This is a genomic window from Candidatus Chloroploca mongolica (assembly GCF_004762035.2).
Taxonomy (GTDB): domain Bacteria; phylum Chloroflexota; class Chloroflexia; order Chloroflexales; family Chloroflexaceae; genus Chloroploca; species Chloroploca mongolica.
In genome coordinates this window covers 1-25781 of sequence record NZ_SIJK02000037.1, presented here as the reverse complement: position 1 = coordinate 25781, position 25781 = coordinate 1, and the positions used below count along the sequence as shown (strand labels likewise).

The 25781-nt window shown below is 56.5% G+C and carries 22 protein-coding genes; 10 read left to right on the top strand and 12 right to left on the bottom strand.

The annotated features are described in order from the left end of the window. Positions 1–158: 158 nt before the first annotated feature. The 6 genes from EYB53_RS17890 to EYB53_RS17865 form a co-directional block, all read right to left on the bottom strand. On the bottom strand, positions 159–1664 hold the full coding sequence (locus EYB53_RS17890; RefSeq protein ID WP_135479775.1) for a phytoene desaturase family protein: 1506 nt from the start codon (positions 1662–1664) through the stop codon (positions 159–161). A gap of 5 nt (positions 1665–1669) precedes the next feature. Beyond that, on the bottom strand, positions 1670–3154 hold the full coding sequence (locus tag EYB53_RS17885) for a TadA family conjugal transfer-associated ATPase (protein ID WP_167857463.1): 1485 nt from the start codon (positions 3152–3154) through the stop codon (positions 1670–1672). Between the two features lie 125 nt (positions 3155–3279). Continuing rightward, positions 3280–4668 (bottom strand): DUF8689 domain-containing protein, encoded by a 1389-nt coding sequence (locus tag EYB53_RS17880; RefSeq protein ID WP_135479774.1) that lies wholly within the window; start codon positions 4666–4668, stop codon positions 3280–3282. A gap of 49 nt (positions 4669–4717) precedes the next feature. Continuing rightward, positions 4718–5560, bottom strand: a complete 843-nt coding sequence (locus EYB53_RS17875; protein WP_254151123.1) for a tetratricopeptide repeat protein — start codon at positions 5558–5560, stop codon at positions 4718–4720. Between the two features lie 49 nt (positions 5561–5609). Beyond that, positions 5610–6968, bottom strand: coding sequence for a tRNA (N6-isopentenyl adenosine(37)-C2)-methylthiotransferase MiaB (miaB, locus tag EYB53_RS17870; RefSeq protein ID WP_135479773.1), 1359 nt, complete (start codon positions 6966–6968; stop codon positions 5610–5612). Positions 6969–6971: 3 nt separating this feature from the next. Further along, positions 6972–7598: a putative DNA-mimic protein gene (locus EYB53_RS17865; protein WP_135479772.1), complete on the bottom strand. Its 627-nt coding sequence runs from the start codon at positions 7596–7598 to the stop codon at positions 6972–6974. 400 nt (positions 7599–7998) lie between these two features. Here EYB53_RS17865 and EYB53_RS17860 point away from each other — a divergent pair, with 400 nt between their 5' ends. The 3 genes from EYB53_RS17860 (at position 7999) to EYB53_RS17850 (ending at position 12475) form a co-directional block, all read left to right on the top strand. Further along, positions 7999–9174, top strand: coding sequence for a sensor histidine kinase (locus tag EYB53_RS17860; protein WP_135479771.1), 1176 nt, complete (start codon positions 7999–8001; stop codon positions 9172–9174). Between the two features lie 58 nt (positions 9175–9232). Continuing rightward, positions 9233–10954 carry a peptidoglycan D,D-transpeptidase FtsI family protein gene (locus EYB53_RS17855; RefSeq protein ID WP_254151122.1) on the top strand — a complete coding sequence of 574 codons (1722 nt, stop codon included), beginning with the start codon at positions 9233–9235 and terminating at the stop codon, positions 10952–10954. 153 nt (positions 10955–11107) lie between these two features. Then, positions 11108–12475, top strand: a complete 1368-nt coding sequence (locus EYB53_RS17850; protein ID WP_254151121.1) for a S41 family peptidase — start codon at positions 11108–11110, stop codon at positions 12473–12475. Positions 12476–12552: 77 nt separating this feature from the next. On the opposite strand, the gene ffh is transcribed toward EYB53_RS17850, so the two are convergent. Together ffh and EYB53_RS17840 are read right to left on the bottom strand one after the other, a co-directional pair. Then, complete coding sequence (gene ffh / locus EYB53_RS17845; RefSeq protein ID WP_135479769.1) at positions 12553–13950, bottom strand: signal recognition particle protein; 1398 nt, start codon at positions 13948–13950, stop codon at positions 12553–12555. A gap of 39 nt (positions 13951–13989) precedes the next feature. Next, on the bottom strand, positions 13990–14301 hold the full coding sequence (locus tag EYB53_RS17840) for a hypothetical protein (RefSeq protein ID WP_205712680.1): 312 nt from the start codon (positions 14299–14301) through the stop codon (positions 13990–13992). Between the two features lie 164 nt (positions 14302–14465). Here EYB53_RS17840 and EYB53_RS17835 point away from each other — a divergent pair, with 164 nt between their 5' ends. From EYB53_RS17835 to EYB53_RS17810, 6 genes are read left to right on the top strand one after another with little or no spacing between them, the layout of a single operon-like run. Next, positions 14466–16322 carry an ABC1 kinase family protein gene (locus EYB53_RS17835; protein ID WP_135479768.1) on the top strand — a complete coding sequence of 619 codons (1857 nt, stop codon included), beginning with the start codon at positions 14466–14468 and terminating at the stop codon, positions 16320–16322. Further along, positions 16309–17811, top strand: a complete 1503-nt coding sequence (locus EYB53_RS17830; RefSeq protein ID WP_209949621.1) for a tetratricopeptide repeat protein — start codon at positions 16309–16311, stop codon at positions 17809–17811. Before EYB53_RS17835 ends, EYB53_RS17830 begins: the two co-directional genes overlap by 14 nt. A gap of 7 nt (positions 17812–17818) precedes the next feature. Then, on the top strand, positions 17819–18277 hold the full coding sequence (locus EYB53_RS17825) for a DUF6992 family protein (RefSeq protein WP_135479766.1): 459 nt from the start codon (positions 17819–17821) through the stop codon (positions 18275–18277). Then, positions 18264–19376, top strand: a complete 1113-nt coding sequence (locus EYB53_RS17820) for a class I SAM-dependent methyltransferase (RefSeq protein WP_135479765.1) — start codon at positions 18264–18266, stop codon at positions 19374–19376. Before EYB53_RS17825 ends, EYB53_RS17820 begins: the two co-directional genes overlap by 14 nt. Continuing rightward, positions 19373–20554 carry a GNAT family N-acetyltransferase gene (locus tag EYB53_RS17815; protein ID WP_135479764.1) on the top strand — a complete coding sequence of 394 codons (1182 nt, stop codon included), beginning with the start codon at positions 19373–19375 and terminating at the stop codon, positions 20552–20554. Before EYB53_RS17820 ends, EYB53_RS17815 begins: the two co-directional genes overlap by 4 nt. A gap of 50 nt (positions 20555–20604) precedes the next feature. After that, a complete protein-coding gene (locus tag EYB53_RS17810) occupies positions 20605–21642 on the top strand; it encodes a glycosyltransferase family 4 protein (protein ID WP_135479763.1) in 1038 nt (345 codons plus the stop codon). Positions 21643–21735: 93 nt separating this feature from the next. Here the strand turns inward: EYB53_RS17810 and EYB53_RS17805 are convergent, their stop codons facing one another. Next, on the bottom strand, positions 21736–22320 hold the full coding sequence (locus EYB53_RS17805) for an ANTAR domain-containing response regulator (protein WP_097650810.1): 585 nt from the start codon (positions 22318–22320) through the stop codon (positions 21736–21738). 228 nt (positions 22321–22548) lie between these two features. On the opposite strand from EYB53_RS17805, the gene EYB53_RS17800 reads away from it, so the two are divergent. Further along, complete coding sequence (locus tag EYB53_RS17800; protein WP_135479762.1) at positions 22549–23589, top strand: hypothetical protein; 1041 nt, start codon at positions 22549–22551, stop codon at positions 23587–23589. A gap of 79 nt (positions 23590–23668) precedes the next feature. Here the strand turns inward: EYB53_RS17800 and EYB53_RS17795 are convergent, their stop codons facing one another. From EYB53_RS17795 to EYB53_RS17785, 3 genes are all read right to left on the bottom strand, one after another. After that, on the bottom strand, positions 23669–24106 hold the full coding sequence (locus EYB53_RS17795; RefSeq protein WP_135479761.1) for a hypothetical protein: 438 nt from the start codon (positions 24104–24106) through the stop codon (positions 23669–23671). Positions 24107–24133: 27 nt separating this feature from the next. Then, positions 24134–24871, bottom strand: coding sequence for a glycosyltransferase (locus EYB53_RS17790; RefSeq protein ID WP_135479760.1), 738 nt, complete (start codon positions 24869–24871; stop codon positions 24134–24136). Positions 24872–25026: 155 nt separating this feature from the next. Beyond that, the gene (locus EYB53_RS17785) at positions 25027–25608 is read right to left on the bottom strand and encodes a thymidine kinase (protein WP_135479759.1); all 582 of its coding nucleotides are present in this window, start codon (positions 25606–25608) and stop codon (positions 25027–25029) included. Positions 25609–25781 lie beyond the last annotated feature (173 nt).

Here is a 25781-nt window from a genome sequence, read left to right as displayed (position 1 = left end):
CTTGAGGCTTCAACCAGATCATAGCATTCTTACGCCAAATATGCAAGACCTTCATCGCCTCTTAACGATAATAAACCTTTTTTTGCGGCATTATACGCCTCTTATGCGCCAAAAGACACAAAGAATGCACACGGGGTTTTCTTGTAACTGTAAAGTGTTTATGCGCGAGGATGTGCGTGATCGGCCAGCACACGTTCGGCCACAGCACGGCCAGAGAGCAGCACCAGGGGAATACCACCGCCAGGGTGGGTGCCACCACCAACAAAATAGAGGTGACGGAGGCCACGCGCACGCAGGGGAGGGCGGAGGAAGGCAGAGAAACGGTTATTCGAGGCGAGGCCATAGATAGCGCCGCCAGCGGCATTGTAGATTGTTGCGATCGTTGCCGGTGTCCAGATCTGCTCGTACACAATCTCGTCCTGCAAGTTTGTCAGCCCCATCCGTTCGAGCTTGCGCACCACCAGATCGCGGTATGGTTCAGCCTCGCGTTGCCAGCAGACCCGGTCGTTGACGACCGGTGCATTGACGAGGACAAAGAGATTCATGTGGCCGGGAGGGGCGTGGCCGGGATCGGTAAGGCATGTGGCCGCCACGTAGATCGTCGGATCAACAGGGGGTACTCCTTTGTCAAATATGGCCGCAAATTCACTAGGATAATCAGTGCTAAAGAAAATGTTGTGATGCGCCAACTGTTCGTAGACTCGTTTGATGCCCAGAAAAAGCACGAAACCGCTGCACGATGGTTCGAGGCGGGCCAGTTGACGGGCTATGCGAGTTTGCCCAGGCAAGAGCGCCTGATACGCATAGCGTGGATCGGCATTGACAACGACCTGCTGCGCCCAGAGCACCTCACCATCGGCGAGGCGCACACCCATTGCTGCACCGTCGTGCTCGAGAATCTCGGCGACTGGACTATTGCAGCGTATTTCGACGCCCAGTTCTTCAGCGAGGCGTTGCAGGGCGACCGCGAGGGCATACATGCCACCGCGTACATACCAACCGCCCTCGGCCATTTCGATATAAGCAATGACATTGAAGGTTGCCGGTGAGAGATAGGGCGAAGAGCCATTGTATGTAGCATAGCGATTGAAGACCTGGCGCAGATACGGGCTACGGAAGAACGAACGCACCGCGGCATCGACACTCCGCAGCGCATCAATGCGTGGGCCATCCCGCACCAGGCGAGGGGTGATCAGTTCACGCAGACCATCGAAGGGTTTGAGCAAAAAATTATCGGCCACCGCATCATATATCTGCGACGTATGGGCCAGAAAGCGAAAGAAACCGGTCACATCAGCGGGGGCGAGGTGCTGGATCTCCTGGATCAACTGAGGCAAGCGTTGCCAGGCGTTGAATGACGTGCCATCGGGCCACTGATAGCGGCAGGTCGGCTCGATCTGTTCAAGGTGCAGATACGCATCAACCTGGCGACCAGCCGCAGCAAAAAGTTCCGTGATGACCCAGGGCATGGTGAGCAATGAAGGCCCCGTATCAAAGGTATAGCCCTGGTCAGTGACGAGATTGAGCTTGCCACCGACGCGAGCATTCTTCTCGAGGATCAGCACGCGGTGGCCTTGTGCAGCGAGGCGAATCGCTGCAGCGAGGCCACCGAGTCCTGCGCCAACAATAATGGTTGGTTTCGTTGCCTGGGAGGTGCGCACCATCAAGCTCAGCGTCGTTTCTGGCCCGGGATCTGGGCTCCAAAAATACTGGGGGGCAACTTAAAGCCGTGGGCTTCGAGACGCGGAGTAAAGCGTGGGCGCACCCCGGTCGGACGCATTTCGGTCTCAATTTTGCCTTCGGGCGACTTGCCGAGCATTTCGAGCTTAAAGATATCCTGGAGGACCACCGTATCGCCTTCCATGCCCTGAACCTCGGTAATATAGGAAATCTTGCGTTGCCCATCATCGAGGCGTGTCTGCTGGACAATAATATCAATCGCCGAGGCAATCTGCTCACGGATGACCCTGAGGGGTAGATCCATACCGGCCATCATCGACATCGTCTCCATACGGGCGAGGGCATCGCGGGGTGCATTGGCGTGGAGCGTTGTCAGCGAGCCATCGTGACCAGTATTCATCGCCTGGAGCATATCGAGCGTCTCGCCGCCACGACACTCACCGATGACAACACGTTCAGGGCGCATACGCAGCGAGTTAATAACCAGGTCGCGGATCTGCACACGACCACTGCCGTCCACTTCAGCGGGTTTGGCCTCGAGGCGCACAACGTGATCCTGGGCAAGTTGCAACTCGGCGCTATCTTCGATGGTCACAATGCGCTCGTCCTCGGGAATGAAATTCGAGAGCACATTCAGCAGGGTTGTTTTACCAGAGCCAGTGCCGCCAGAGACGACAATATTGAGGCGTGACACCACACAGGCACGCAAAAACTCAGCCATCTCGACCGTGAGCGACCCATAGCGGATCAAGTCATCAATTTTGAGTTTATTCTTGGCGAACTTACGGATCGTGACGGTTGATCCATCAATTGAGCAGGGAGGAATAATTGCATTGACACGCGAGCCATCAGGCAGACGGGCATCCACCATCGGCCACTTACGATCCACGCGACGTCCAAGGGGGCGAATAATACGGTCAATCACTTTCAAAACATGCTCTTCGCTCGCAAAGTTCACGCTCGTAAGCTTAACCTTGCCCTTCTGTTCAACGTAGACCCGATGGGGCCCATTGACCATAACCTCACTGATGCTGTCATCATTCAGCAACTGTTGGATTGGCCCAAAGCCCATCAGTTCATCACAAACCATCGTAAAGAGATGCTTGACTTGATCGGGCGGGAGACTCACGCCTGACTGCTGATAGACACGGGCGAACCGTTCTTGCAGCAATTTTTCGGTTTCAGGTGAATTGTTCAACTCGCTCTGATTACCGAGAGAAGCCTGAATGCGGTCGACACACCAGAGCGAGAGTTCGAGCATGCGTTGCTGATCATCAGGTTGAACCGCATCCTGCACCACCGGAGTGGAAATAGCGGTGCCACGAGGCGACTCAACCGGTGCAGCGGGTGGTGGCATGGGGGTTTGCACTGGTGGTGGTGGAGCCACAGTACTCAACGGAGTTGAGCGAGCTGTGACGGGTTCACTTGTTTGTGGAGCGCCACTATTGCCACCGAGCCGTTTCAGCAGAGACATACACCACCTCCGTTTGCTAGGGCCATGCGAGCCAGGGTCAAGAACAAATCAGTTTGCGGAAAGGAAGAGACGCGCAGCGTCAGCGTTTTGGACATAAGATCTACTTAGAGCATAGCATAGCACCATTACCCAAGCTGTACAAAATAGGCCTCGCAGGCGCGATCGATCAATTCACGGCTCATATTAGGAGGAATAGCGCGATACTTGGCTTCATCAAGGATCTGGTCGCAGAGATCGCGGGGATGGCAGGCGCGCAGATCGCGTCCGACCTTCATATAATGTTCTTGCAACAGATGGCGCAACCCCTCATCGCTATACGGGATCTTCTTGGACTTGCAAACGAGTTGAAAGATCGCACGAAACTCAGTTGGCGAGGGATTAGGAACCTCGATTTTATGCCGGATGCGACGGAGGAAGGCATCATCAACGAGTTCTTTCGGATCGAGGTTGGTCGAGAAGATAATCAAGACATCGAAAGGCACCTGGAGTTTCTTACCGGTCTGGAGGGCGAGGTAATCGACCTTCTTCTCGAGGGGCACGATCCAGCGATTGAGCAGATCCTGGGGGCGGCACTTCTGGCGGCCGAAGTCATCGATGAGAAAGAGACCCCCATTGGCTTTAAGTTGAAACGGAGCCTCATAGACCTTGGAGATCGGGTCATAGATCAATTCAAGTTGTTCGAGGATCAATTCGCCACCGACGACCACGCGGGGGCGGCGGCAGACGAGCCAGCGTGCATCGGGGAAACTGGCATTACTACCGGCGGCCTTGTTGCCAAAGGGCGTAGCAACAACTTCGACATGACCGACTTCATGCTGTTGCACAACCTGGTGATTGAGTGGATCAAAGAGCTTGACAATTTGCCCATCAATTTCGATCGCATACGGGATCAAAACATAGCCAGCAAGCATGTTCGAAATCCCTTCAGCGATCGTCGTTTTGCCATTCCCGGGGGGGCCGTAGAGAAAGAGCGAACGAGCCGAATTTGCGGCGGGTCCGATACGATCGAGCATCTTCTCATTGACCACCAGGTGGCTAAAGGCCTGGCGGATCGTCTGCTGATCAATGATCATATCACCGATCTGCTGACGCTGGCACATCTCGAGGTACTCATCAAGCGGAACGGGGGCCGCACCGGCGTACTGGCTCCGTTCAATCGCCTCGTGGGCACGATTACGGCCTTTGGGGGTAATAATATACTGGAAGGAACGTTCGCTAAAGCCGCCTTCAGCCCCAATGATATCGGTAAACTCTTCAAGCTTGAGAAACTCAAGCACCTTATCGAGCACACCAAGAAACGGCAACTTGGTCATCTCCTCAAGGCGTTGTCCAGTAATCGAACCGGTAAAATAGATCACCTTGAGGACGTGATCGGTCAGGAACGCCATCGTGAGACCAGTTTCGGCAATGGACGAAGGCTGGCGCGGCATAGCAGGGAGCGCTGCCGCACCAGACTCACGCGATGTCTGGATAGGAGACTGGGAGCTAGGAATTTCGTGCAGCCTGATTGGCATGAGGCCTCCTTGCACGACATCGAAGCGAGCCGGCATTTAGCCGGCGTGATCATTCTTCAATGCCATCGTCATCATCACCCATATCCTGTTCAATCTCTTCGAGGCCGATTTCTTCTTCTTCATCGGTAGCGAGATATTCTTCATCAACAACATCAATCTCGTCGGTATGTTCTTCATCATCCAGGAGATCTTCATACTCCTCATAACGAAGACTAGAGACATAGGCAGCCGCCTCGCCGAGTTTACCAGGAAACGAGATACGGTTGCGTTGGGCGGGATCCTGATACGTCTCACGAATCAGCAAACGAACACTTCGCGGATCACTTTGGGCAATTGCGGCGAGATAGCGATTACCGCCATTGATCAACTCGGCGAGGCGTTGTCCAAGCTTTGGTTCAAGGCGACCAACCACAGTGCCATCGGCATCGATCACATAGACATTGCGTCCTTCGACGCGAAAAGTCATCTTTTCACCAGTTACGAGCGCATCGACAGCAGGTGAACGGGGCACATCAACGAGGGTTGTGATGGCAGTTCGCCCTGTTTCGGTAATAAACATACGCATATCAACTTGCTGGCGTGGTTTCAGATGCACCTGTCCACTCTCGAAGCCACGGGCAAGGAGGGCATCAAGGCGCGCGACATTTTTGCGAGCAATGCTATTCGTCGGCGTAATACGCAAGGCCTGTTGATAGGCATCGTGGGCATCACTGTAGCGACCGAGCTCCATCAAGGCCTTGCCAAGGCGATTGAAGGTGTCAACATCTTCGCCGAGGCCAAGGATTTGTTGATTTGTTTCCAGGGCCTCTTCCCAGCGATTCATAGCTGCGAGTTCAACGGCCTTCTCTTGCAATTTGCGACGAATGCGCTGTTTTTCATCCTGTCTGGCCAAAGCGGGCTCCTCTACTCTCTATTGATGTTTGTACAAAAGACGGCACATTCTAGCCAACCCGTCGCCCCTGCAGGCTCCAGGGGCCAGTATGGGTAATCTGCACCTGTACCACTTGACCCGTAAGGTCATCGGCATGGGTAAAGAAGACCAGTTTATTTTGAGGGTTACGCCCACGCCACTTGCCCCGATTTTCACCCTCAACAAGCACGTCCACCGTCTGGTGAAGATACTGCGCATTGAGTTCAGTGGCAACTCGTTCGTGGAGTTGTTCGAGGGCGCGACGGCGGGCCTCTTTTTCTGCTTCGGTGACGGCGAGCGTAGGATCTTGCTCTTGTTCAGCGGCGAGGGTTCCTGGGCGTGCCGAGAACGCAGCGATATGGATCTTATCAAAGCGGATCGTCGCGCAGAGAGCGAGCGTCTGCGCAAAATCCTCTGCTGTTTCACCGGGATGGCCAACAATAATGTCGGTTGTCAGGGCGATCTGAGGGATAGTGGCGCGAATTTTAGCAACCAAGGCCTGATAGCGTGCGGTTGTATAGCCGCGTCGCATACGCTTGAGCAGCGCATCAGAGCCTGCCTGCACAGGCAGATTAAGATCGGGCATACAGCGGGGCAAGCGAGCCATTGTCTCGATCAAGCGATCGGTCATCCAGGCGGGATGGGAGGTGAGGAAGCGCAGGCGTTGGAGCCCGGGAAGCGCGTGGAGAGCCTCGAGCAGATCGGCGAGTTCGGGACGGCCAGGGAGATCGTGGCCCCAGGAGTCCACGATCTGACCGAGCAGCGTAATTTCGCGGGCACCACGGTCAACAATGCGCCGGCACTCTTCAACCAATTCAGGGAGGGGGCGTGAGCGCTCACGCCCACGGCGCAGGGGAATGACGCAATACGAACACGTCATATTGCAGCCATACTGAATAGGCACATGCACCGAGACAGGTGGATGCGCCGTATTGGCAACGGGGAGAACCGGCTCATCGAGTGTATAGATCGGATTAGGTGCGAGAGCCACGACCTCATCAACGGCTGAGGGCGAAATGAAATGGTCAACCATGGGCAACTGCTGCTCAAAGACCGAGCGATTTTCGGGGCCGACCATACATCCCCAGAGCACGACACGGGTCTCGGGATGGGCCCGTTTGACCCGCATGAGTTCACCGAGTTTCCCAAAGATCCGCTCTTCGGCACTGGCGCGCACACTACACGAATTGAGCACAATAAACGAGGCCTCATCGGGAGAGCGTGCCGGACTATAGCCAACCCCCTGGAGGGCGGCTTCAAGGCGCTCAGAGTCAGACACATTCATCTGACACCCAACTGTCCAGACATAATAACGCCGCTCGCGAGGTGTTGGGTCGCGATCAGGCTGCTGGCGCAGGGAGAGTTTATCGATAAAGAGAAGATCTTGCATCGGTTACCAGACAATAATAGGCAAACCGGCATTCACGCTAGCTGAGGCTGCTGCCTGGAACAATTCAAGGCAGCGATAGGCCTCGGATTGGGGTGAGACACCGGCTTTGATAAGCAGAGGACTCAGTTCGGCGAGTTCCTGCTGCAAACGATACGATGATGCGAAATAGGCGCTATCTTCGTGTCCATCTTCATCCTCAAAAGCGAGCCAGACGGGTTGCGCAAACTCAACGGGCAAGAAATAGCTGTTGATCCCCTGGAGATTGACGAGATGGGCAAAGCGGGTCTGGGTTAACTCGTCCCAGATATCCGTCACCATCCGGTCGAGATCATCGTCATAGATCACCGGGCCATCTTCGATGACCTCAGCGAGGTCTTCATCGTGTTCAAGATGAACAGCCATCCGCGAAAGCTGATAGAGCGCCCCCATGTGCGGTAACCCGCCCTCCCAGAGCTGAACCCCAGGCATTGCGAGTAGGTCAACATCGATCCCCTGTTCACGGAGTTGATCCTGAACAACAGAGACGGTTTCATATTCTTCGTTATATGCTTCGCGATCCTCATCGGGTCGCACGGTAATCATTGAACCAACGGCAAGGTCAAGTTCAGCAGGCTGGTCATTCGGAACCATAGTTTCTCCTCGATGTGAGCATGATATGCAGCGTATAGTATACCATAGACATCTCTAAGAATGGAGCTTTGCGGATTTGAGGTTGCCGCTGGTACACCTTTCTGCTACACTATAGACTCTAAGAACCATCGGTGAAACAGGTGTTGTGCAGCGCCGCACCCCTGTTGTATAGCAATCCTAAACGACTTGTGTCTCAGAAGGATCGGCTTATGGATTTTAAGAATTATATCAGGTAGTGCCGACGTCAGTCGGCTGAGCCAGAAGCCGACTGACGTTGGCACTACGGTAGCCCGATGTAATGCTTCATCTTCATTAGTAAAGTCGGCACTCCTGGATAGAACCCAAGCAGGACTGCTCTATGAGCGAATGAACGGGCGTCACATCTGTGAAGGGAAGCAGAGTGAAGCGATTAGCCGGTCAATGGCAGAGCCACCTGAGCGACCATATCGTTTTCTTTAGCTATCGCTGGTTAGCGTGGATTTTTGCTGCCCTGACACTCACGCTGCCGGGGCGTCCAACCGAGACCTTACCACGTGATGCGGGCCTCTTATTGCTGATTGGCGTGCTCAATGTTGTTGCGACCGCTCTTGCGCAAGGATATATCCAGTTTGCGCGTCAGCGTCCCACCTTGCTTGTGCTTGATCTCATTGTCGGCATCGCGATCCTCTGGTTAAGTGGGAGCACCATGTTGCCGTTCCTCCCCTTTGCCCTCGGGGCGCTGGTCTTGCCCGCACTGTTGTATGGCTCGCGTGGGAGCATTGTTGGCGGTTCGGTCTTCATTATCCTGGATCTCTTTGGGCTTGCGGTCATCAACCGTGGAAGCGAGGTGACGCTTGCCGAAGGCACCATTGTGTTACGGGTCGTGCTGCCACTGCTCTTCAGTTTATTCTGGTGGTGGGTGGCCGCGGTCGTGATGAAGGGCCAGGCGCAGCAGACGAGTGGGGCGGAAGGTGCTCATGGCCCATTCGCGAGTCCGTTGCTTGGCAGCGCTGATCCCGAGACGGCGCAACGGACGGCCGTACGAACCCGGGTGTTGGAGCGTCCAGCCAGCGAGGAAGCAGTGCGGCGACCTGTTCATCCGGGGGTAACTTCATCGCTTGTGGCGACGCGCTCAACCGAGCAGCGAGCCGATCCTGCGCGTAAAGTTTTTTATGAACTGATGGCTATCCAGGGCCGTGATCATGATTTGATGGCGATGCTTGATCAATTAGGAGCAGCCATTGCCGATCAGGCTGGGATCGAGGTACGGGTCAGCGTCATTGGTGAGCCGCGGCCTCTGCATCGGGCGATTGAGATGCTCTTGTTGCGGATTGCGCATGAGGCGCTGCTCAATGTGCAGCATCACGCACAGGCACACATAGCGTTGGTGGTAGTGCGGTTTGCACCCAATCAAGTCATCCTGATGATCCAGGATGACGGGGTTGGCCTGCTTGACGGTACGTATGAGCGCCCGGGCGTGCATGCGTTACGGGTTGTGCGTTACCGTCTGGCCGAATTCGAGGGTGAACTTCACGTCGTTGAGCGTGAGAGCGGTGGCTTGACGGTTGAAGCCAGGATGCCCACGACTCACATATAAGCATGTCGCCACCGGGCTCAGTGCTTGAGCCCTTGAGACAGCTTGCAGACAAGGTTTCATGAACATGCGTTCCGGGCTTGCGGTCATCAGCGTGATCGGGGCCATTGGGTTGATCATCTATGGTATTTTCCAGCCAGTTGAAGGCGAAGTGCGCTGGCTGCTCTGTCTCTGGGCATCTGCCCCTCTGTTCGGATTAGCTGCATATCTAGCGACACGAACGGGCGAGACGAGGAGCCTGTCACGTAATCTGACGAATCTGGGACTTGTCTTTCTGGTTGGTTTTGGCTTGATCAGCCTGCAACTCTTGCGCCAGCAATTTGTGCGTGCATCGGCGATTGCGATGCATGTTGTGCAGGATGAAGAAGGTCATGCGATCAGCAATATCCGGCCTGTCCTTGCCTCACAGAAAGTGTTGCGTGGCGAGATCCGTGATCTGCGAGGGATCGTGCTCGTGCAGAGCGAGCCAGTCGGCAATGCTGCGCGGCGAGTCTATCCGCTGGCTGATCGGTATGATCCACGTGCCTTTAGCAATATTGTGGGCTTTTTTAGCACGCGGTATGGGCAGAGCGGTCTGGAAGCGACCTACAATGCCTATCTGAGTGGTGAGCGTGGCAACGAATGGCAGCGTCTGCGTGATAGCCTGCTGAGTGAAACTCCGCGTGGGAATCATCTGACCCTGACGCTGAATGCGGATCTACAAGCCGAAGCTGCGGCGGCGTTGGGAGGGCGAATTGGTTCAGTGGTTGTGCTTGATCCGCGTACCGGTGCAATCCGTGCCCTGGTGAGCAATCCTGGTTTTGATCCACGCGGCTTGAGCTTCAACCCCGGGGTAGCTGATCGAGAAGCAGAGAATAATCGCATCACGCAGTACTGGGAAGAGATCCAGGTGGAAAGCGCGGGCCAGCCGCTGCTGAATCGTGCGACGCAAGGTCTCTATCCCCCCGGTTCAGTTTTTAAGACCGTCACGGCAGTTGGGGTTCTCGAACACAGTGGGGTAGGTCAGCCAGAGACGATCACCTGTCCCGAGACATATCTACCCGAGCCGAATGCCCCAGCGATTGTCAATGCGGTAGGTGGCCTGGCGGCGCGTACTGGTGATCCATCGGATCTCGAGCGGGTCTATGCTTTTTCATGCAATACAGCCTTTGCTCAGTATGCCACACGCTTGGGAGCCGAGCGGATGGTCGAAACGGCAGGCCGCTTTGATATTGGCACCCCGCAGCGCATAACGACGACCTACCGTGGCCTGACCGATCTACTCGCCAATCAGAGCCTGCTCTATCGTGATGCAGGGTTTCTGAATCAGCCACGTGCCCTGGCTGACACAGGCTATGGACAGGGCCAGTTACTGGTGACGCCTTTGCAGATGGCCCTAGTTGCGGCTGCCATTGCCAATGACGGGATCATGATGCAGCCATACCTGGTGCAGACAGTGACCCGGCCTGATGGAGGGCTGATTCTCACCCACACCCCGCAGAGGATTCGGCGCACGATGAGTTCGGCCACGGCGCAGACAATGTTGAACAACATGCATGCAGTGGCACGCTATGGTTTTGGGGAGAGCGTCAGTCGTTTTGTGCCTGGGATCGCGGTGGGTGGCAAATCGGGGACGGCGGAGCACGTGGAGGGTGCTGTGCCACATGCATGGTTTATTGCTGTAGCCCCACTTGATGCCCCACGGTATGCCGTTGCCGTGATGGTAGAGCGTGGAGGCGAGGGGAGTAGCGTGGGGGCGGAATTGGCGGGGCGTGTCCTGGCTGCTGCATTTGCCACTGAATAGGCTGCTACTATTGTGGTTGGTGGAGGCCTGTGGTTGGGCATCAACCAACGTGTGACAGAGCAATCTGGACGTGCGGTATGCTCAACGGGAATTGGTCGTATCAATGGATCGCATACGCAAGGCTAAGGATCTGCCCATAGGATGGATTGCATCATGAAACAGGGCAGGCTGGGTGAAATGCTATGGTTGGTACTCGGACTCGTCATCATCCTGGGTGGATGTTCTGGTGCTGCGCCACCGATGGCCCCCTCTGTACAGGGATTGGCTGTGACGGCAACGGCGATCACGACGCGTGAACCTGACGCACCTACGATCGTTTTGCCCCCACCAACGGTTGTGCCTGTGCCTTCACGGCCACCCGAGCAAGCGGTCGCAGTAGTCGGAACTGCCGTTGCTGAGCTCGCGCCAACGGCGCTATCCCAGGCCACACGGCTCGAAATCTTTACCGAGGTGTGGCGACTTATCCATGAATACTATCTCTACGATGATTTTGGTGGCGTTGAGTGGTATACGGTTCGAGATGAATTTGAGCCTGTAATTCTTGCGGCACCGACTGATGCAGCGTTTTATGAGGCTATCACCCGCATGGTTGCGCGTCTTGGCGATAATCATTCACGTTTTGTGCCTCCACAGGCTGCACGGCGCGAAGACGCGATCACCAGTGGGCGTGAAGAGCAGGTTGGGATCGGGGTTATCGTTTTGCCATTGAGTGATGGGTTGATGATCCAGCACATCTTCCCCGACAGCCCTGCCCTGCAGTCTGGATTACGTCCACGCGACCGCATTGTTGCCATTGACGGTGCTTTTTTTTCGCATGGAGATCTCGAAGGGCCTGACGGAAGCCAGGTACGTCTGGCGGTGGTGCGGCCTGGAGAAGAGAGTCGCGATATTCTTATTACACGGCGACGGGTAGAGGGGGCCATCACGCCGACGGCACGGCTCTTGCCAGGTGGCATTGCCTATCTGGGTATCACCACGCTCTGGGTGAGCAACATGGATCAGCAGGTGACAGCGTTGCTCACCGAAATGGTTGCTGAGCATGACTTGCGTGGGGTTATTCTTGATCTACGGAGCAATCCTGGTGGATGGCGCACGGTTCTGGCGGGGATCCTGAGCAACTTTGTCAGCGGTGAAGTCGGTTACTTTACGAATCGCCAGGGTGACGTCCCTCTGGTGATTGAACCGGGGAGCCTTGACGCCCTGCGAGGGATGCCGCTGATCGTCCTTGTTGATCGTAGTACAGCCTCGTATGCTGAACTGATGGCCACCATCTTGCAGAGTCATGCTGGTGCGGTTATCGTTGGCGTACCGACGTCAGGCAACACCGAAACCATCTATTCGTACGAACTGAGTGACGGCTCACGACTCTGGATTGCGCAGGAGGGGTTTGAATTGCCCGATGGCACTAATCTAGAGGGTGTTGGCGTACAACCGGATGTGATCGTCAACGAGGATTGGACTCGTTTTCGTGAAGAGGATGATCCAGGTATCCTGATCGCGTTACGGTTGTTGAACCCATAGGGGCAGACACAGAGCGGCGTGGAGGGGAACGTGGGGCGTTGTGGTGCTGGCACGCCCCCACGTTCAAGCTGGAGCGCCTACTTGAGCATCCGCATCAATTCGCGAGGGTCAATCCCCCCGGGCCCACCGGGGCCGCCACGACCACCGCGACCGCCGCGGCGCCCGCCCTTGCCGCTACCGCCACCAGTGAGTTGCTTCATCATGCGTTGCATCTGCTGAAACTGCTTGATAAGGGCAGAGACATCCTGTTCAGAGGTACCGCTGCCACGCGCAATGCGGGCGCGGCGACTCTGCTTGATAATCTCGGGATTGCGTCGTTCGAGGGGGGTCATCGAGAAGATCATCGCCTCGACGCGCTTGAGTTGGCTCTCATCGAGCAACTCCTCATTGCGAGCGATCTGGCTCATACCCGGGATCATTGCCAGGATCTGTTGAAGTGGACCGAGCTTCCGCATCTGTTGCATCGCATTGAGGAAATCCTCGAAGTCGAATTTGCCTTTGCGGAGCTTCTTCTCCATCGCCTTGGCCTGGTCGGCATCGTACATCTGCTCGGCTTTTTCGATAAGGGAGAGCATATCACCCATGCCGAGGATGCGTGAAGCGAGGCGATCGGGGAAGAAAGGTTCGAGGGTATTTGTATCAATTTTCTCGCCGGTCGAGAGGAACTTGATCGGAACCCCGGTCACGGCACGCACCGAGAGGGCGGCACCGCCACGAGCATCACCGTCCATCTTGGACATCACGAGGCCGGTAATCTGGACGCGCTGATTGAACGTATCAGCCACACGCACCGCTTCCTGACCTGTCATGGCATCAACCACGAGAAGGCGTTCGATTGGATCGACCCGGGCAATAATCTGGTCAAGCTCGGCCATCAGGGTCTCATCAATCTGGAGGCGTCCAGCGGTATCAACAATCAGCACATTGACCTGATCGCGTTTCGCCTGCTCGAGGGCATTAGCAGCGATATCAGGTGGTTGGCTGCCAGCGGGCTCACTATAGACCGGCACATTCAATTGCTTGCCGAGGGTCTGGAGCTGCGTAATGGCGGCAGGGCGATAGATGTCACAGGCGGCCATCATCACGCGGCGGCCCTTTTTGCGTAAATGAAGGGCGAGTTTGGCGGCGAGGGTCGTTTTACCCGTACCCTGGAGACCAACAAGCATGATCACGGTCGGACCAGGGCGTGACTCCTGGAGGGGAGCCGGATCATTGCCAAGGAGGTTAATCAGTTCTTGATGAACAATTTTGACGACCTGCTGGTGGGGCGTCAAGCTCTTGGTTACTTCTTCGCCAATTGCCTGCTCAGTCACCTTGGCGACAAAGTCTTTGACGACCTTGAAATTGACATCAGCCTCAAGGAGCGCGAGGCGAACTTGCTTCATTGCCTCACGGACATCATCCTCATCGAGGCGGCCTTTGCTCCCGAGTTTTTGAAAGACCGTCTGGAGACGATCAGAAAGACTTTCAAACATAGCATGCGCTCGTTTCTCTGCTGCGCGTATACGAAACTATCATTTATTGTAGCCGCTATCATGGGGTTGCGTCAATTGGCAAGATTCTGCGGCAATTGCCATCGCGTGGGCACGGACGAGGGCAACCGCAGTAGCACGCGAACAGACGAGGCCCTCGATTTCGGTGATCATGGTGAAGAGGCGGCGATAATTGCGGCGTAATTGCTGCTCATCGGCATCATCGAGCATACCGAGACCGGCACGCCAGACATCAAACGTCGCATCGGGATCGCCAAGTGGCCGCAGGCGATCGAGGCTCGCGTAGAGTTGGGCCGCGCTATCAGTTAAGAGACGAATAGTGTCAATTGCCATAAGTGTATCATGAGGCTCATTCCATAGAAGGTATGGTAGCCTATAGGAACGTTTGTGAGATCAGTCGCAAGTTTTATTTCTGGCGGTGAATCTATCCGCCTGTGGGCTGACGCAGGGGGCCTGTTTCTGGTATAATCCAATGGGAAGAAGAAGAATATGCAGGTATGACGCAACAAAATACAATTCGGCCTGAAGCCGATACTCCTTTCACCCCAGATCAGACAGCGGTGCCTCGCCCGAGTGCAGCGCCGGTGTTTCGCCCGCGCCAGCGTTTTTTGCGGGTCTCGCTCTTTTTTTTGAGCGTAGTCATCCATATCTATATCTGGGATATCTTTCTGGCGCGCTTTACGCTGTTACGCTGGTATGTGCGGCGTTCGGCGGCCGTGCGCTGGTCGCGGCTTGCGCGGCGTTTTCGGTTTCTTGCGCTTGAGCTTGGCGGGATGCAGATCAAGCTTGGGCAGTTCCTCTCATCACGGGCTGACATTGTGCCTGATATGGTGCGGCGTGAGCTTGCCGGTCTCCAGGACGAAGTCCCGCCTGCTCCGGCCGGGCATGTGCTCGAAGTAATCATTGAGGAACTGGGCGCGCCACCGAGCGAGATCTTTCAGCGTTTCGACCAAGAAGCTGTGGCTGCTGCTTCGTTTGGGCAGGTTCATTTTGCCACGCTGCACAATGGCCGTGAAGTGGCCGTCAAGGTGCAGCGGCCTTATATTGAGCGCATTATTGAAGTAGATCTTAGCGCCGTTGCCTGGGTCATCCGGCTGATTAAGAATTACCCGCCGATTCGACGGCGGGCCGATCTTGATGCCTTGCTCGCCGAGTTTGCACGAGTGCTTGTCCAGGAACTGGATTATGTTCAGGAAGTGCAGAGTGCGGCGCGTTTCCGCAAGAATTTTGCGGGGGTCTATGGCATTCATGTACCTGAGCCAATTCCCGAGTATTCGACGCGTCGTGTCCTGGTGATGGAGCGGATCAGCGGGGTCAAGATCAATGATTTGCCTACGCTTGAGGCGCTGGGGGTGAGTCGGATTGAGTTGGCGGCGCGGCTCAACAATTGTTATCTGAAACAATTTTTTGTTGATGGCTTCTTTCATGCTGATCCGCATCCAGGTAATCTCTTTGTGCGGATCGATCCAGAGCTGCCTGCGGTTGCCTATACGAATGGGCAAACCGAACCGAAGAAGCACCCTGACGATTTTAGGAACGGGGTTCTACCTGATGGGCATTTGCTTGGTGATGCCGAAGCCCATACGCTTGAACCTGGGCGTCCGTTTACCTTGATCTTTATTGATTTTGGGATGGTTGGTTCCCTGCCTCCACAGACGATGGAGGTGATCCGTGGAGGGGTTGTCGGCCTAGCAACCAATGATGCTGAGCGGATTGTTGATTCGTTTGAGCGCTTGAATATGCTGTTGCCGGGGGCTGATCGACGACTGATCATTCATGGGGTCGAGATTATGTTGCGCCATTCGTTTGATCGCACGATGCGCGAGATGACGAATATTGATGTTGATGCTATTTTTGCTGAGACCAAAGGCATTATCTATGATCTGCCTTTCCAGATTCCGCAGAATCTGCTCTATTTTGGTCGTGCAATGAGCATGGTGGCGGGTCTTTCGACCGAGATTTGCCCTGATATCAATCTGTTCCAGGAGTTACGTCCCTTTGCGCGTATGTTGCTTGATCAAGAGCGGCGGAATGGCAACTGGTCTGAGCAGATCCAGAAGGAATTGCGCGAGCTTGGGCAGATTTTGCTGACCTTGCCGCGTCAGATGGATGCCTACTATCGGGCTGGCAATCGGGGTGAGTTGCAGACGCGCTCGGATATGAGTCGGCTGGAACGTGGTCTCCGTCGCGTTGAACGCTCGAATGACCGGCTTGCCGGGGGCATGGTTGCCACCGGGCTCTTTCTGGGTGGGGTGCAACTACGCACGCGTGGTTTTGAGAAAGAGGCTGATCGCGCCTGGTGGGCTTCGGTTCTCGCGACGATCTGGATACTCTGGCCCCGTGGTGAACGGTGAACATCGGGTGATCTGGGGCGGCGCGATCATTTTGCTGGTGATCGCGCTGGTGATGGTGGTGTGGTGGCCCTGGTCTTCTCCAGATCCACTTACGCAGGCTGATGCGTTGTTCGCTGCCGGACGTTATTACGAGGCACTTGAGGCGTATCAGGGGTTGGCTGGAGATCATCCGGCGGCATTGTTGCGTGTCGGGATGCTCCGTGTCATTCGCGGCGAAGCAGTGCTGGCTGAGCGGACACTCAGGTCGGCGATGGTGCGGGGGCTTGCGCCAGGTGACTATCACCTGGCCTTGCTGTATCTGGGGCAAGCGCTGCTTGACGATGGCCGTCTGGCGCAGGCTGAGCGTACCTGGGCCTTGCTAGAGGATTGTCGGGTTGGCGAGGCATGTGTGTATCGCGGGCCAGGACGGGTGTTGACTGCCGAGGCTTACCTGAGGCAGGGGGCATACGATGCCGCTACCGAGGCGTACCGTGCAGCGCTGCTGGTGCCGATGCCATCCGGTTGGTCTGAACGGGTGCATTATCGACTGGCACTCTTGCTCGCCGGCGACGATCCTGACGGGGCGCTAGCGATCCTGATGGCAACCGATGACGTTGTGACCTCAGGCGCACTGGCGGTTCCACTCTTGCCCATGCTGGAGGGAGATCGTGCGCACTTGATGGCGGTTCTTCAAGTCGCGGAGGGGTTGCGACCACAACTACTTGGGCAGACCTATCTTGAAGCGGGCCTGTATGATCTAGCGATTACCCAGTTTACTCTGGTTGACCCTGACAGCCCTGAAGGATTGAGTGCAGCAGTGTACCTTGCGTATGCGCACTGGCTTGCTGGTCACACGGGCGAAGGGCATGAAGCATTGGAAGCAATGGTGGGGTTGCATCCTGATACCCCACAGGCACGAGCCTTGCTGGCGCTGATTGCGGTGGCGGAAGGAGTGGACGAAGCCGCCTGGTTGGAACTTGATGCGCTTGCGCAGGAGCATCCGCAGGCACCTGATCGTCATCTAGCGCGGGCGAGTTGGTACGCAGCGAAGGGCGACTACGCCCAGGCTAGCCTGGCATATGAGCAGGCGTTGGGAACGGCACCGTTTGAAGAACAGGGCCGGTATGCACTGCTGGCAGCCCGGTTTCATCTGGCAACGACCTACGAACTTTGTTCTATCGGTCTGCCCCTCGCCGAACTCGCGTTAGAGCGGCTTCCAGAGGAGGTTGAAGCCCTCGCGCTTGCGGCAGGAGTGCGGTATCAGTGCAGCGATGGTCGCGGAGCGATTGAAGCGGCACAGGCTGCTGAGGCGCTGGCGGCGCGGGCGGATGCGGCCTTTTACCTGGGGGCAGCCCTGGCGGCAACTGGCGAGTATGAAGCAGCCCGAACGGCGCTTATACGGGCAAGCGATCTGGCTCCCGCCTCGCGTTGGCGTGAACGAGCGGAACTGTTGCTCGCGACGATGCCACAGCGGCATAACTTGACGCCAACAGCAGATCGGGTAAGATAGACGCGCTATGCAAGAAAATTTCTTTGTCTACCAACGGCGTGCGTTACGTCCACTTCTGGTATGGGGCATTGGGAGCAGTGTGCTCGGGGCGCTGATGTTGCCTTTTGCCGGTTTCTGGCGGCATTTTGGCCTTCAGGCCGTGGCCTGGGGCGTCATTGATGTATTGCTGGCGATGATTGGACGGCGGAGTGCGCTGCTCAAGGCTGAGCGGATGGCTACGGGTGAGCTGGAAGCGCGTGATGCCCTGCGTGAGGCTGAGCAATTCCGCAAGATACTCACCGTCAATGCGGGCCTTGATGTTGGGTACATTCTCGTCGGGCTAGCGGTGGCCCTGCGTTATGCCGAGCGCCCTGATCGTCAGGGTCTCGGGTATGGCATTGCGACGCAGGGAGCCTTTTTGCTGGTCTTTGATGCACTGCTGGCACGCCAGGTAGGCCAGCGCATGGATGCCGATGATCACGAATGAACTCTATGGACTATTGCAGTGCCCGACGTGCCACTCACGGGCATTGTATGTGCTTGACGACGGAGTACATTGTGCTTCGTGTGCCACGGTTTATCCGTTGCGCGAAGGCTATCTTGATCTGATGCCACGGGGGATGCACTACGACTATGTGTCGAAGTATGTCACCGATGAAACCGAACTAGCAGAAGAGTTGGACTACCGTGAATTGGCACCGCCGTTGCTCGCTGCCGGGGTACGTGACCGGGCGTTACGGCGTTTGCTACGGTTTCGCCCGACTGATATTGTGCTCGACAACGGATGTGGCACAGCCAAGCACGCAGTCTGGAATGCCGATCAGGTGCATCTCATGGTTGGCAGTGACCCGGCTACGCTCTTTGCCGACCGAGCGGTCGCTGAGGTTGCCCTGGCCCAGGCCGACTCGCGGAGTCTACCTTTCGCCGAGGGGACTTTTGATAAAGCCTTTGCGATTGATATTCTTGAACATTTCCCGCTTGAGGTCATTGATGCCTATCTGGCGGAAACGGCGCGGGTCTTGCGCCCTGGTGGGCGGATGCTCGCCTTCTCGAATACGCGCGAGATGTCGCCGATCCAGCCGATCATCAATCTCAGTCGACGCCTTGGGCGGCTCTTTGTGCGGGCAGGGCTGTATGATTTTTCGCGAGAGGCGCGGCGGAAATCCGACCATATCAAAGCGCTCGAGACCTGGGAAGATGTGGTTGCTGCCTTTGAGCGGGCCGGTCTTCGCCCGGTCAAGGTCGTCTTCTGGAACAGCCTCTTTACCACCTTTGTTGAGCATGTGGTGATGAAACTCGGCGAGGCTGTGCTGGGGCGCACGGCGAAGAAACCGTCGCAGCCACCGCCTCAAGCAGCTAAAGATCCAAGTGCTGACCCTTATCTCGCCTCACTAGCAACGCAGACGACACCCGAAGGAACGGCTCGCGAAATTCGGGCACGCCAGCGAGTGCGTTCACACCTACGCCCTGGCAGTCCGGTCTATCGTGCCTTAATGGTGATCACCCTGGTGATGGAACTCGATCTCTGGTTGTTTGGCTGGATGCGGTGCGGCAGTTACTTTATTGTTGTGGAGAAACCTCGATGATTGAGTACCGGCCATTAACCCCTGACGATCGTGAGCGCTGCCTGGCGCTCGAGAGCTATGCCTTTCAAGTAAACCCGGAACTGGTACCGCTTGATGGCGAGGAATTGGCTCAGTTCCGGGGGTTATTTGTTGAAGGGCAACTCGTCGCGCAGTTGCAACTGCACGATCTGCGGGTTCAGATGGGGGCAGGGGTGCAAGCCGCTGTTGGCGGCATTGGTGCGGTCGCCAGTACACCCGAGTTGCGGCGACGTGGCTATATCGGGGCCTTACTGCGGCACGCGGTTGACGAACTACGCTCCTCTGGGGTGGCATTGGCAATGCTCTACCCCTTCAAGGTCTCATTTTACAGTCGCTACGGCTGGGCGACCTGTATGGAGCAGAAGATCTACAGTGGTGAGCCGGCACTTTTTCACTCGTTTCGTCGGGCACCGGGGCATTGGATTGCCGTCGGCGAAGACGAACTTGACGAGCTTGATGCGATCTACCGTGAGGCGCTGCGTGGACGTTTTGGCCCGGTTGTTCGTACACGAGCGTGGTGGCGCAATCGGATCATGCGGGACTGGCAGCAGCGCCCGTACTACGGCTATATTTGGCGCGATGAGCAGGGCAAGGGGCGTTCGTATACGATCTTTCGTTTTGAGCGTGAAGCCCGGGGTGATCTGATGAATTGCCGTGAAATGGTCGCGATTGATCCGGTTGCCCGCGCCCAACTCTTTGTCTTTCTTGCGGGGCATGAAGGCCAGGTTGTCAGGGTTGAATTTCGAGCGCCTGCGGATGCACCGGTCAATTTGCTCTTTCCTGATCCATTGGAATGCCGCATCCAGCCCTATTTTATGCTGCGCATCCTGGATGTTGTTGGTGCGCTAGAGGCGCATCATTATCCAAAAGATTTGCAGGGCCAGGTGACGATCGCCGTGACCGATGACTGGCTTGTCGAGAACCAACAGATCTTTGCGCTGGAATTTGCGGCAGGCACCTGTCAGGTACGCCAGATGCCGCTTGGAACATTGCCTGATATCCAGTGTGACAGCCGCATTCTGGCGCAGATCTACAGTCGTTACCTGCGCCCACGGACAGCGGCGACCTTTGGCACGCTCGAGGTCTATAATCGGGAAGCGCTGGCCCTCTTTGATCGGGCGTTTATGGGACTGGTGCCGTTTAGCGTAGATATGTTTTGAGCGTGCGTATGGTTTCCCAGTGAAGTCACGGGTGGTCAAGGTGGAGGTTGATGGTGCGACCGCTCTATATTTCACCACTCGGGCGTGGCGGGGTGGATTTTGGCATTCAGAACATTGTGCGCTCGGTGCGTGCGGCAGGGTTACAACCAGAGTTGTTGCGGTTGCCCGAGATCTACAATTTTCTACCTTTTCTGATTCGTCGTGCCTTGCCTGAGGGGTGGTGGCGCGGGTTTGATCTGATGCAGGGGCGGTCGCGGGTCGCCTTTAGCTTCAAAGCAACTGGTTTGCCTGTGGTGACGACGGTGCATCACCTGACCACAGACCCTGATTTGCAGCCCTACAGTTCATTTGCCCAACGTCTCTTTTATCGCCTGGTCGAGTCGCGTTACGACGGCCTTTCGGTCGCGTATGCTGATGCGGTTGTGTGCGTCAGCCGTTTCACGCAGCGCCAGGTCGAGCAGACGTATGGGCGTGCCGATAGCATCATTATTTACGATGGCATTGATACAGATGTCTTTGTGCCAACACCCGATTTCGCACGTCGGGACGATGGCCTGCCACTGGCGGACGGGCGGATCAGGTTGCTCTTTGTGGGCAACCGGACGCGGCGCAAAGGGTTTGATCTGTTGCCAAAGATCATGGAACAACTGCCGTCTGACTATCGACTCTACTATACGGGTGGTTTTCAGGGGAACGAAACGGCACCGCCGCACCCCCAGATGACGCCGATTGGTTCACCTGATCGAGCCGGGCTCGTTGCCGCCTACCAGAGCTGTGATATCCTGCTCTTCCCCTCGCGCTTGGAGGGCTTTGGCATTGCGCCGGCGGAAGCGCTGGCATGTGGGCGTCCGGTGGTAACCACACGGGCGGGCGCTTTGCCTGAAGTTGTTGATGAGGGGCTCAACGGTTTTCTGGTTGCACGGGATGATATTGCCGGTTATGCCGAAAAAGTCCGGATCCTTGGTGAAGACGCCGCGATGCGTCGGAGCTTTGGCGACCATGGGCGTCACAAAGTTGCCAGCAACTTTGGGTACGACCAACTGGGCAACGGCTTTCGGAGGTTGTACGAACGGCTACTGGGGCGTTAATCTTCCCCGTAGCGCGGACAACCGCTGGTGGGCTGAGTCAGCGACAGCCACGAACGAGGCGCAACGGCATCGTAGCGTGAGTGCATAACGCGTCTATGACCCGAGTAATTCTTCAGCCTCGATGATAGCCTGGGCGATATCCTTCATCTTGGCACGCTTATCGCGGGCGCGTTGCCGGAGGCGTTCGTAGGCATCACGTTCATTGAGGCCAAGGCGCTGCATCAAAATACCCTTGGCGCGCTCGATCAACTTTCGTGCCTCAAGCGACTCTTCGAGTTCATCGACCTGGTTACGCAGTGTTTGCATCTCCTTGAAGCGAGCGAGGGCGATATTGATCGCCGGGGGCAACTCGATCTCATTGATCGGCTTGACGAGATAGGCAAGCGCACCGGCAGCCTCAGCTTTGCGCACCGTATCTTTATCAGCATAGGCGGTGAGCATAATGATGGGCACGGGAAACTGGTCACGGATCCGTGCCGCAGCCTCGGTACCTTCCATTTCGGGCATTCTGATATCCATCATAATCAGATCGGGCTTGAGGCGACCAGCCAGGTTCACCGCCTCAACACCTGAGCGTGCGATCCCGATGACATCGTAGCCCAGTCCTTTGAGTTGTTCTTCGAGCGTCAATGAGACAAGGTCATTGTCTTCAGCAATCAGAATGCGGATAGCGCTCACAGCTCTTCCTTTTGCACAACGTGCCTTATGTGCGCAGCTTACAATGAAGCCCCAGGCTTGTACCGACGAAAACGGCCAGCGAAGGTGGCTGTTGGTGCCAGCACAAGCGAAATTTTCGGAGGTCTGGGGATCCTGAATCCAATCGTATGATACCACACCAGCGGCCCGACAAGGGCGAAAAGGTCTATGCTATAATCGAGACAGTGCTTGTGGCAAGGGAGGGATGGCGTGTTGAATTGGAATAATTTCGGATCGGCGTTCAATACACTACGTGAGCTAGATGTCACGGCGATCCGTGAAGAGAGCGAAGTTGTTGTACGGATTGCTGGTCTTGGCTCGCGGCCACTCTTTCAGCGCGTGGTCGAAATCCTGCGCATGAGTGGCAGTCATCATTTTGGACCACATGGATCAGATCCATTTTCGTATCAACCCCTGCCGTATGGTGAACCCGAGCCTGGCTTGCGCGAGGCCGACCTCTTGCTGGTGACGGTTGATGGGCGTGCGCCACTCAGCGCTCGCGAGGCCGAGGCCATCGGGCGTCTGGCGCTGCTCGCCTTGCCAACGGTGATCATCATTGCTGGCGTTGCGGCCCCAGACGAGACAGAGCATGTGCGGCCTGAGTTTGCCCATGCGCGTATTCTTGTGCTACCTGAGCTTGGCGCTCCTGTGGTACCCGAGCAGATCGCGGCGGCCATTCTTGATCGATTGCCGAAAGACCGGCATCTTGCGGCGGCGCGGGCGGTAACCGGGCTGCGTCCGGTGTATGCCCGTACCCTGGTCAACTCAATTTCGAATACCAATGCCACCTATGTTTTGCTCTCATCGATTCCGATGCAAATACCGATCTTATCGGTGCCAATTGCCACGGCAGATATGCTTGTGCTGACGAAAAACCAGGCTTTAATGGTCTATCGGCTGGCGTTGGCGCACGGGGCAGCGCCTGATTTCCAGGCGCGGATGCGCGAGATTCTGCCGGTGGTTGGGGGGGCATTTGCGTGGCGCCAGCTTGCACGAACCCTGATTGGCCTGATTCCCTTCTGGGGGATCTTGCCGAGGGTAGCGGTGTCGTATGCGGGCACATATGCAACGGGGATCGCAGCATCGCGCTGGTTTGCCGAAGGCGAACTGGTCTCGCGTGAACGGATGAAGGCAATTGCTGAGGATGCGTTGCGAATCGGGCGTGAGCAGGGTGCCGTGCTGATTGCCACGATGCGTGCCCAGGGCAACAAACCTGGTTTGAGCCTATTCAGGCGCAGACACAAAGAGTGAGCGCTTCGCCCTCGCCCCCGCGCACTTTTTTGTACGGAGACAACGCCAGCTTAGCTGGCGTTGTCTGCATGGGAAGAGACTACTTATCTTCGGGATCGAGGCGGGTTGTCTCACCGGTGGCGGGCCCACTTGCGGGTGGATCTTGCTCGCTACGAATCCGGGTCACAAAAGCGGCAAGCTGATCATTGAGTTGGGCAATGCCACGAGCGAGGGTTTCCTGGAAATCCTGGGTCACCTTGCTTTGCTGGGCCTGATTCACGGCCTGCTCACTCTTTTCGACCAGTTCCTGGATGTGGGGGTTCTCTTTGAGTGATTCAACAGCTGACTGAAGTTGGGTACCAATCTCGCGCAGGCCTGCGGAGAGATCCTTCTGGATCTGTTTGGCCTTCTCGTTTTCCATTGCATTGCGGACCGCATTTTCGAGTTGTTGGCCCAATTCACGCAATTCATTGGCGAGATCGCCCTGGGGCTGATTTGATGGATCGGACTGATTCGGCTGATCGTCTGGCTGACTCATGTGATGTCTCCTTCTGATGATTTGCACTTAGAAACGACGACGCCAGCGGCGGAGCAACCACCATCCACTGGCAAAAGCAAAGATCCCGGCACGGAGGGCTGCCCGCTGGTGAGCCTGGCCGGGAGGATTGGGGGCAGACGACGGAAAGGATGGGCGAAGCGAGGCCTGAGCTTGTACGGCGAGGCCAGGCAGCGCTACCTGCGTGACAGGCAACCTATGCTGACGGGCTGCCGCATAGATTTCGGCATGGACAAAAAGGTCAGAGCCGGTTGGTCGACAATATTGACGCAGATCACTGCGCAGAAGAGCAAGCCCAAGCGCCGGGTCACGCAAGGTCGCATCGTGGCGACGGCCAAGCAGGGCCAGCAGGCGATCACGCAGCGTGTGTGATAGTGGTTCGCGATAGGGCAGGACTGCGGCGTATCCCGGGGCACTTGCAAGGAGGCGCGGAAGTGAGGAAGGCAGCGCTGGCCTACTGAGATCCAGCGCGATCACGTACGATCCTCGGGCGGCACTCCAGGCATCATAGAGAGCAGACCGGTAACCACGGCGTTGCGGATAGCGCATCAGAACAATTGGAGCGTGGAGGGCCGCAAAACGATCGATTTGCTGGGCCAGATCGCGGGAACAGCCATCATCAACGAGGATAATCTCCGTTTCCATCGTCCGTGCGGCGGCCAGCGCAAGGCACTCGGCCACGGCTGCAGCAAGCCCCGTTGAACGATGACTGACTACCAAGACGATGGAAAGAGGGAACTGTTCCATACGACAGCAACTACTCCGCTTGTGGTACAAACCTTGCGTACCTAGTATAGCATGCCTTGCGGCTGCGTTTTTTGACGCAGAGGCGCAGAGGCGCAGAGGCGTAACGTTAGAAGATTGATTTTTTGAAGCAAAGGCGCAACATTTCTGACGTACGCCTACGGTGCTTGCTGGTAGCACTGGCGGCAGCGTGCCTCGTAGAGATCGAGCCCGCCGACAACGAGGGTTTCGGCTTCGCGGGGGGCTGGGTGCCCATTGATAAGCCGTTGCGAGCGGGTGGCATAGGCCCCGCAGCGCACGCAGATAGCATAGAGCTTGTCAACCTGTTCGGCAACTGCCATGAGTTGCATCATCCCCGGGAAGGGCTCGGCCCGATAGTTTTGATCGAGCCCGGCCACAATCACCCTGAGCCCCTGGTCGGCCAGGAACTGACAGGCATCGAGAATCGCCTGTGGCGAGTCTTCGAGGAAATGGATCTCATCAAGGGCGACAACCTGAACATCCTCAGTCGCGGCAAGAACCTGTTTGATCGAGGTGATTGGCACAGCCTCGAGTTGTGAGCCTGTGTGGCTGGCGATATGGGCGGCACTATAGCGCGTATCCATCCGAGGGGTAAAGATACGGCAGGGTTGACGGGCGATCATCACCTGTCGCATGCGCCGAATTAACTCCTCGGTCTTGCCACTATACATACATCCACAAATGACTTCGATTCTTCCACCGGAACCAGGTCGAGTCATATGAATAATCCTTGAAGATAGGCAGATTTCATTCTGGTCAATATACGTACATCTGTACAATGTGTCAAGTTGTTGGGCGGTGCCAGGGGCCGCAGGCCCCTGGCACCGCCCGTGCAGAGCACCCGCCAGGGCACCCGCCAGGGCACCCGCCAGGGCACCCGCCAGGGCACCCG

What these genes read in the sequence shown, in the direction of transcription:
- EYB53_RS17840 (WP_205712680.1), bottom strand. Translation starts at nt 14,301, where the DNA reads ATGGCAATTGACACTATTCGTCTCTTAACTGATAGCGCGGCCCAACTC.
- EYB53_RS17880 (WP_135479774.1), bottom strand. Translation starts at nt 4,668, where the DNA reads ATGCCAATCAGGCTGCACGAAATTCCTAGCTCCCAGTCTCCTATCCAG.
- EYB53_RS17825 (WP_135479766.1), top strand. Translation starts at nt 17,819, where the DNA reads ATGCAAGAAAATTTCTTTGTCTACCAACGGCGTGCGTTACGTCCACTT.
- EYB53_RS17785 (WP_135479759.1), bottom strand. Translation starts at nt 25,608, where the DNA reads ATGACTCGACCTGGTTCCGGTGGAAGAATCGAAGTCATTTGTGGATGT.
- EYB53_RS17815 (WP_135479764.1), top strand. Translation starts at nt 19,373, where the DNA reads ATGATTGAGTACCGGCCATTAACCCCTGACGATCGTGAGCGCTGCCTG.
- EYB53_RS17890 (WP_135479775.1), bottom strand. Translation starts at nt 1,664, where the DNA reads ATGGTGCGCACCTCCCAGGCAACGAAACCAACCATTATTGTTGGCGCA.
- EYB53_RS17795 (WP_135479761.1), bottom strand. Translation starts at nt 24,106, where the DNA reads ATGAGTCAGCCAGACGATCAGCCGAATCAGTCCGATCCATCAAATCAG.
- EYB53_RS17850 (WP_254151121.1), top strand. Translation starts at nt 11,108, where the DNA reads ATGAAACAGGGCAGGCTGGGTGAAATGCTATGGTTGGTACTCGGACTC.
- EYB53_RS17855 (WP_254151122.1), top strand. Translation starts at nt 9,233, where the DNA reads ATGAACATGCGTTCCGGGCTTGCGGTCATCAGCGTGATCGGGGCCATT.
- EYB53_RS17810 (WP_135479763.1), top strand. Translation starts at nt 20,605, where the DNA reads ATGGTGCGACCGCTCTATATTTCACCACTCGGGCGTGGCGGGGTGGAT.
- EYB53_RS17865 (WP_135479772.1), bottom strand. Translation starts at nt 7,598, where the DNA reads ATGGTTCCGAATGACCAGCCTGCTGAACTTGACCTTGCCGTTGGTTCA.
- EYB53_RS17835 (WP_135479768.1), top strand. Translation starts at nt 14,466, where the DNA reads ATGACGCAACAAAATACAATTCGGCCTGAAGCCGATACTCCTTTCACC.
- EYB53_RS17820 (WP_135479765.1), top strand. Translation starts at nt 18,264, where the DNA reads ATGATCACGAATGAACTCTATGGACTATTGCAGTGCCCGACGTGCCAC.
- EYB53_RS17885 (WP_167857463.1), bottom strand. Translation starts at nt 3,154, where the DNA reads ATGTCTCTGCTGAAACGGCTCGGTGGCAATAGTGGCGCTCCACAAACA.
- EYB53_RS17790 (WP_135479760.1), bottom strand. Translation starts at nt 24,871, where the DNA reads ATGGAACAGTTCCCTCTTTCCATCGTCTTGGTAGTCAGTCATCGTTCA.
- miaB (WP_135479773.1), bottom strand. Translation starts at nt 6,968, where the DNA reads ATGCAAGATCTTCTCTTTATCGATAAACTCTCCCTGCGCCAGCAGCCT.
- ffh (WP_135479769.1), bottom strand. Translation starts at nt 13,950, where the DNA reads ATGTTTGAAAGTCTTTCTGATCGTCTCCAGACGGTCTTTCAAAAACTC.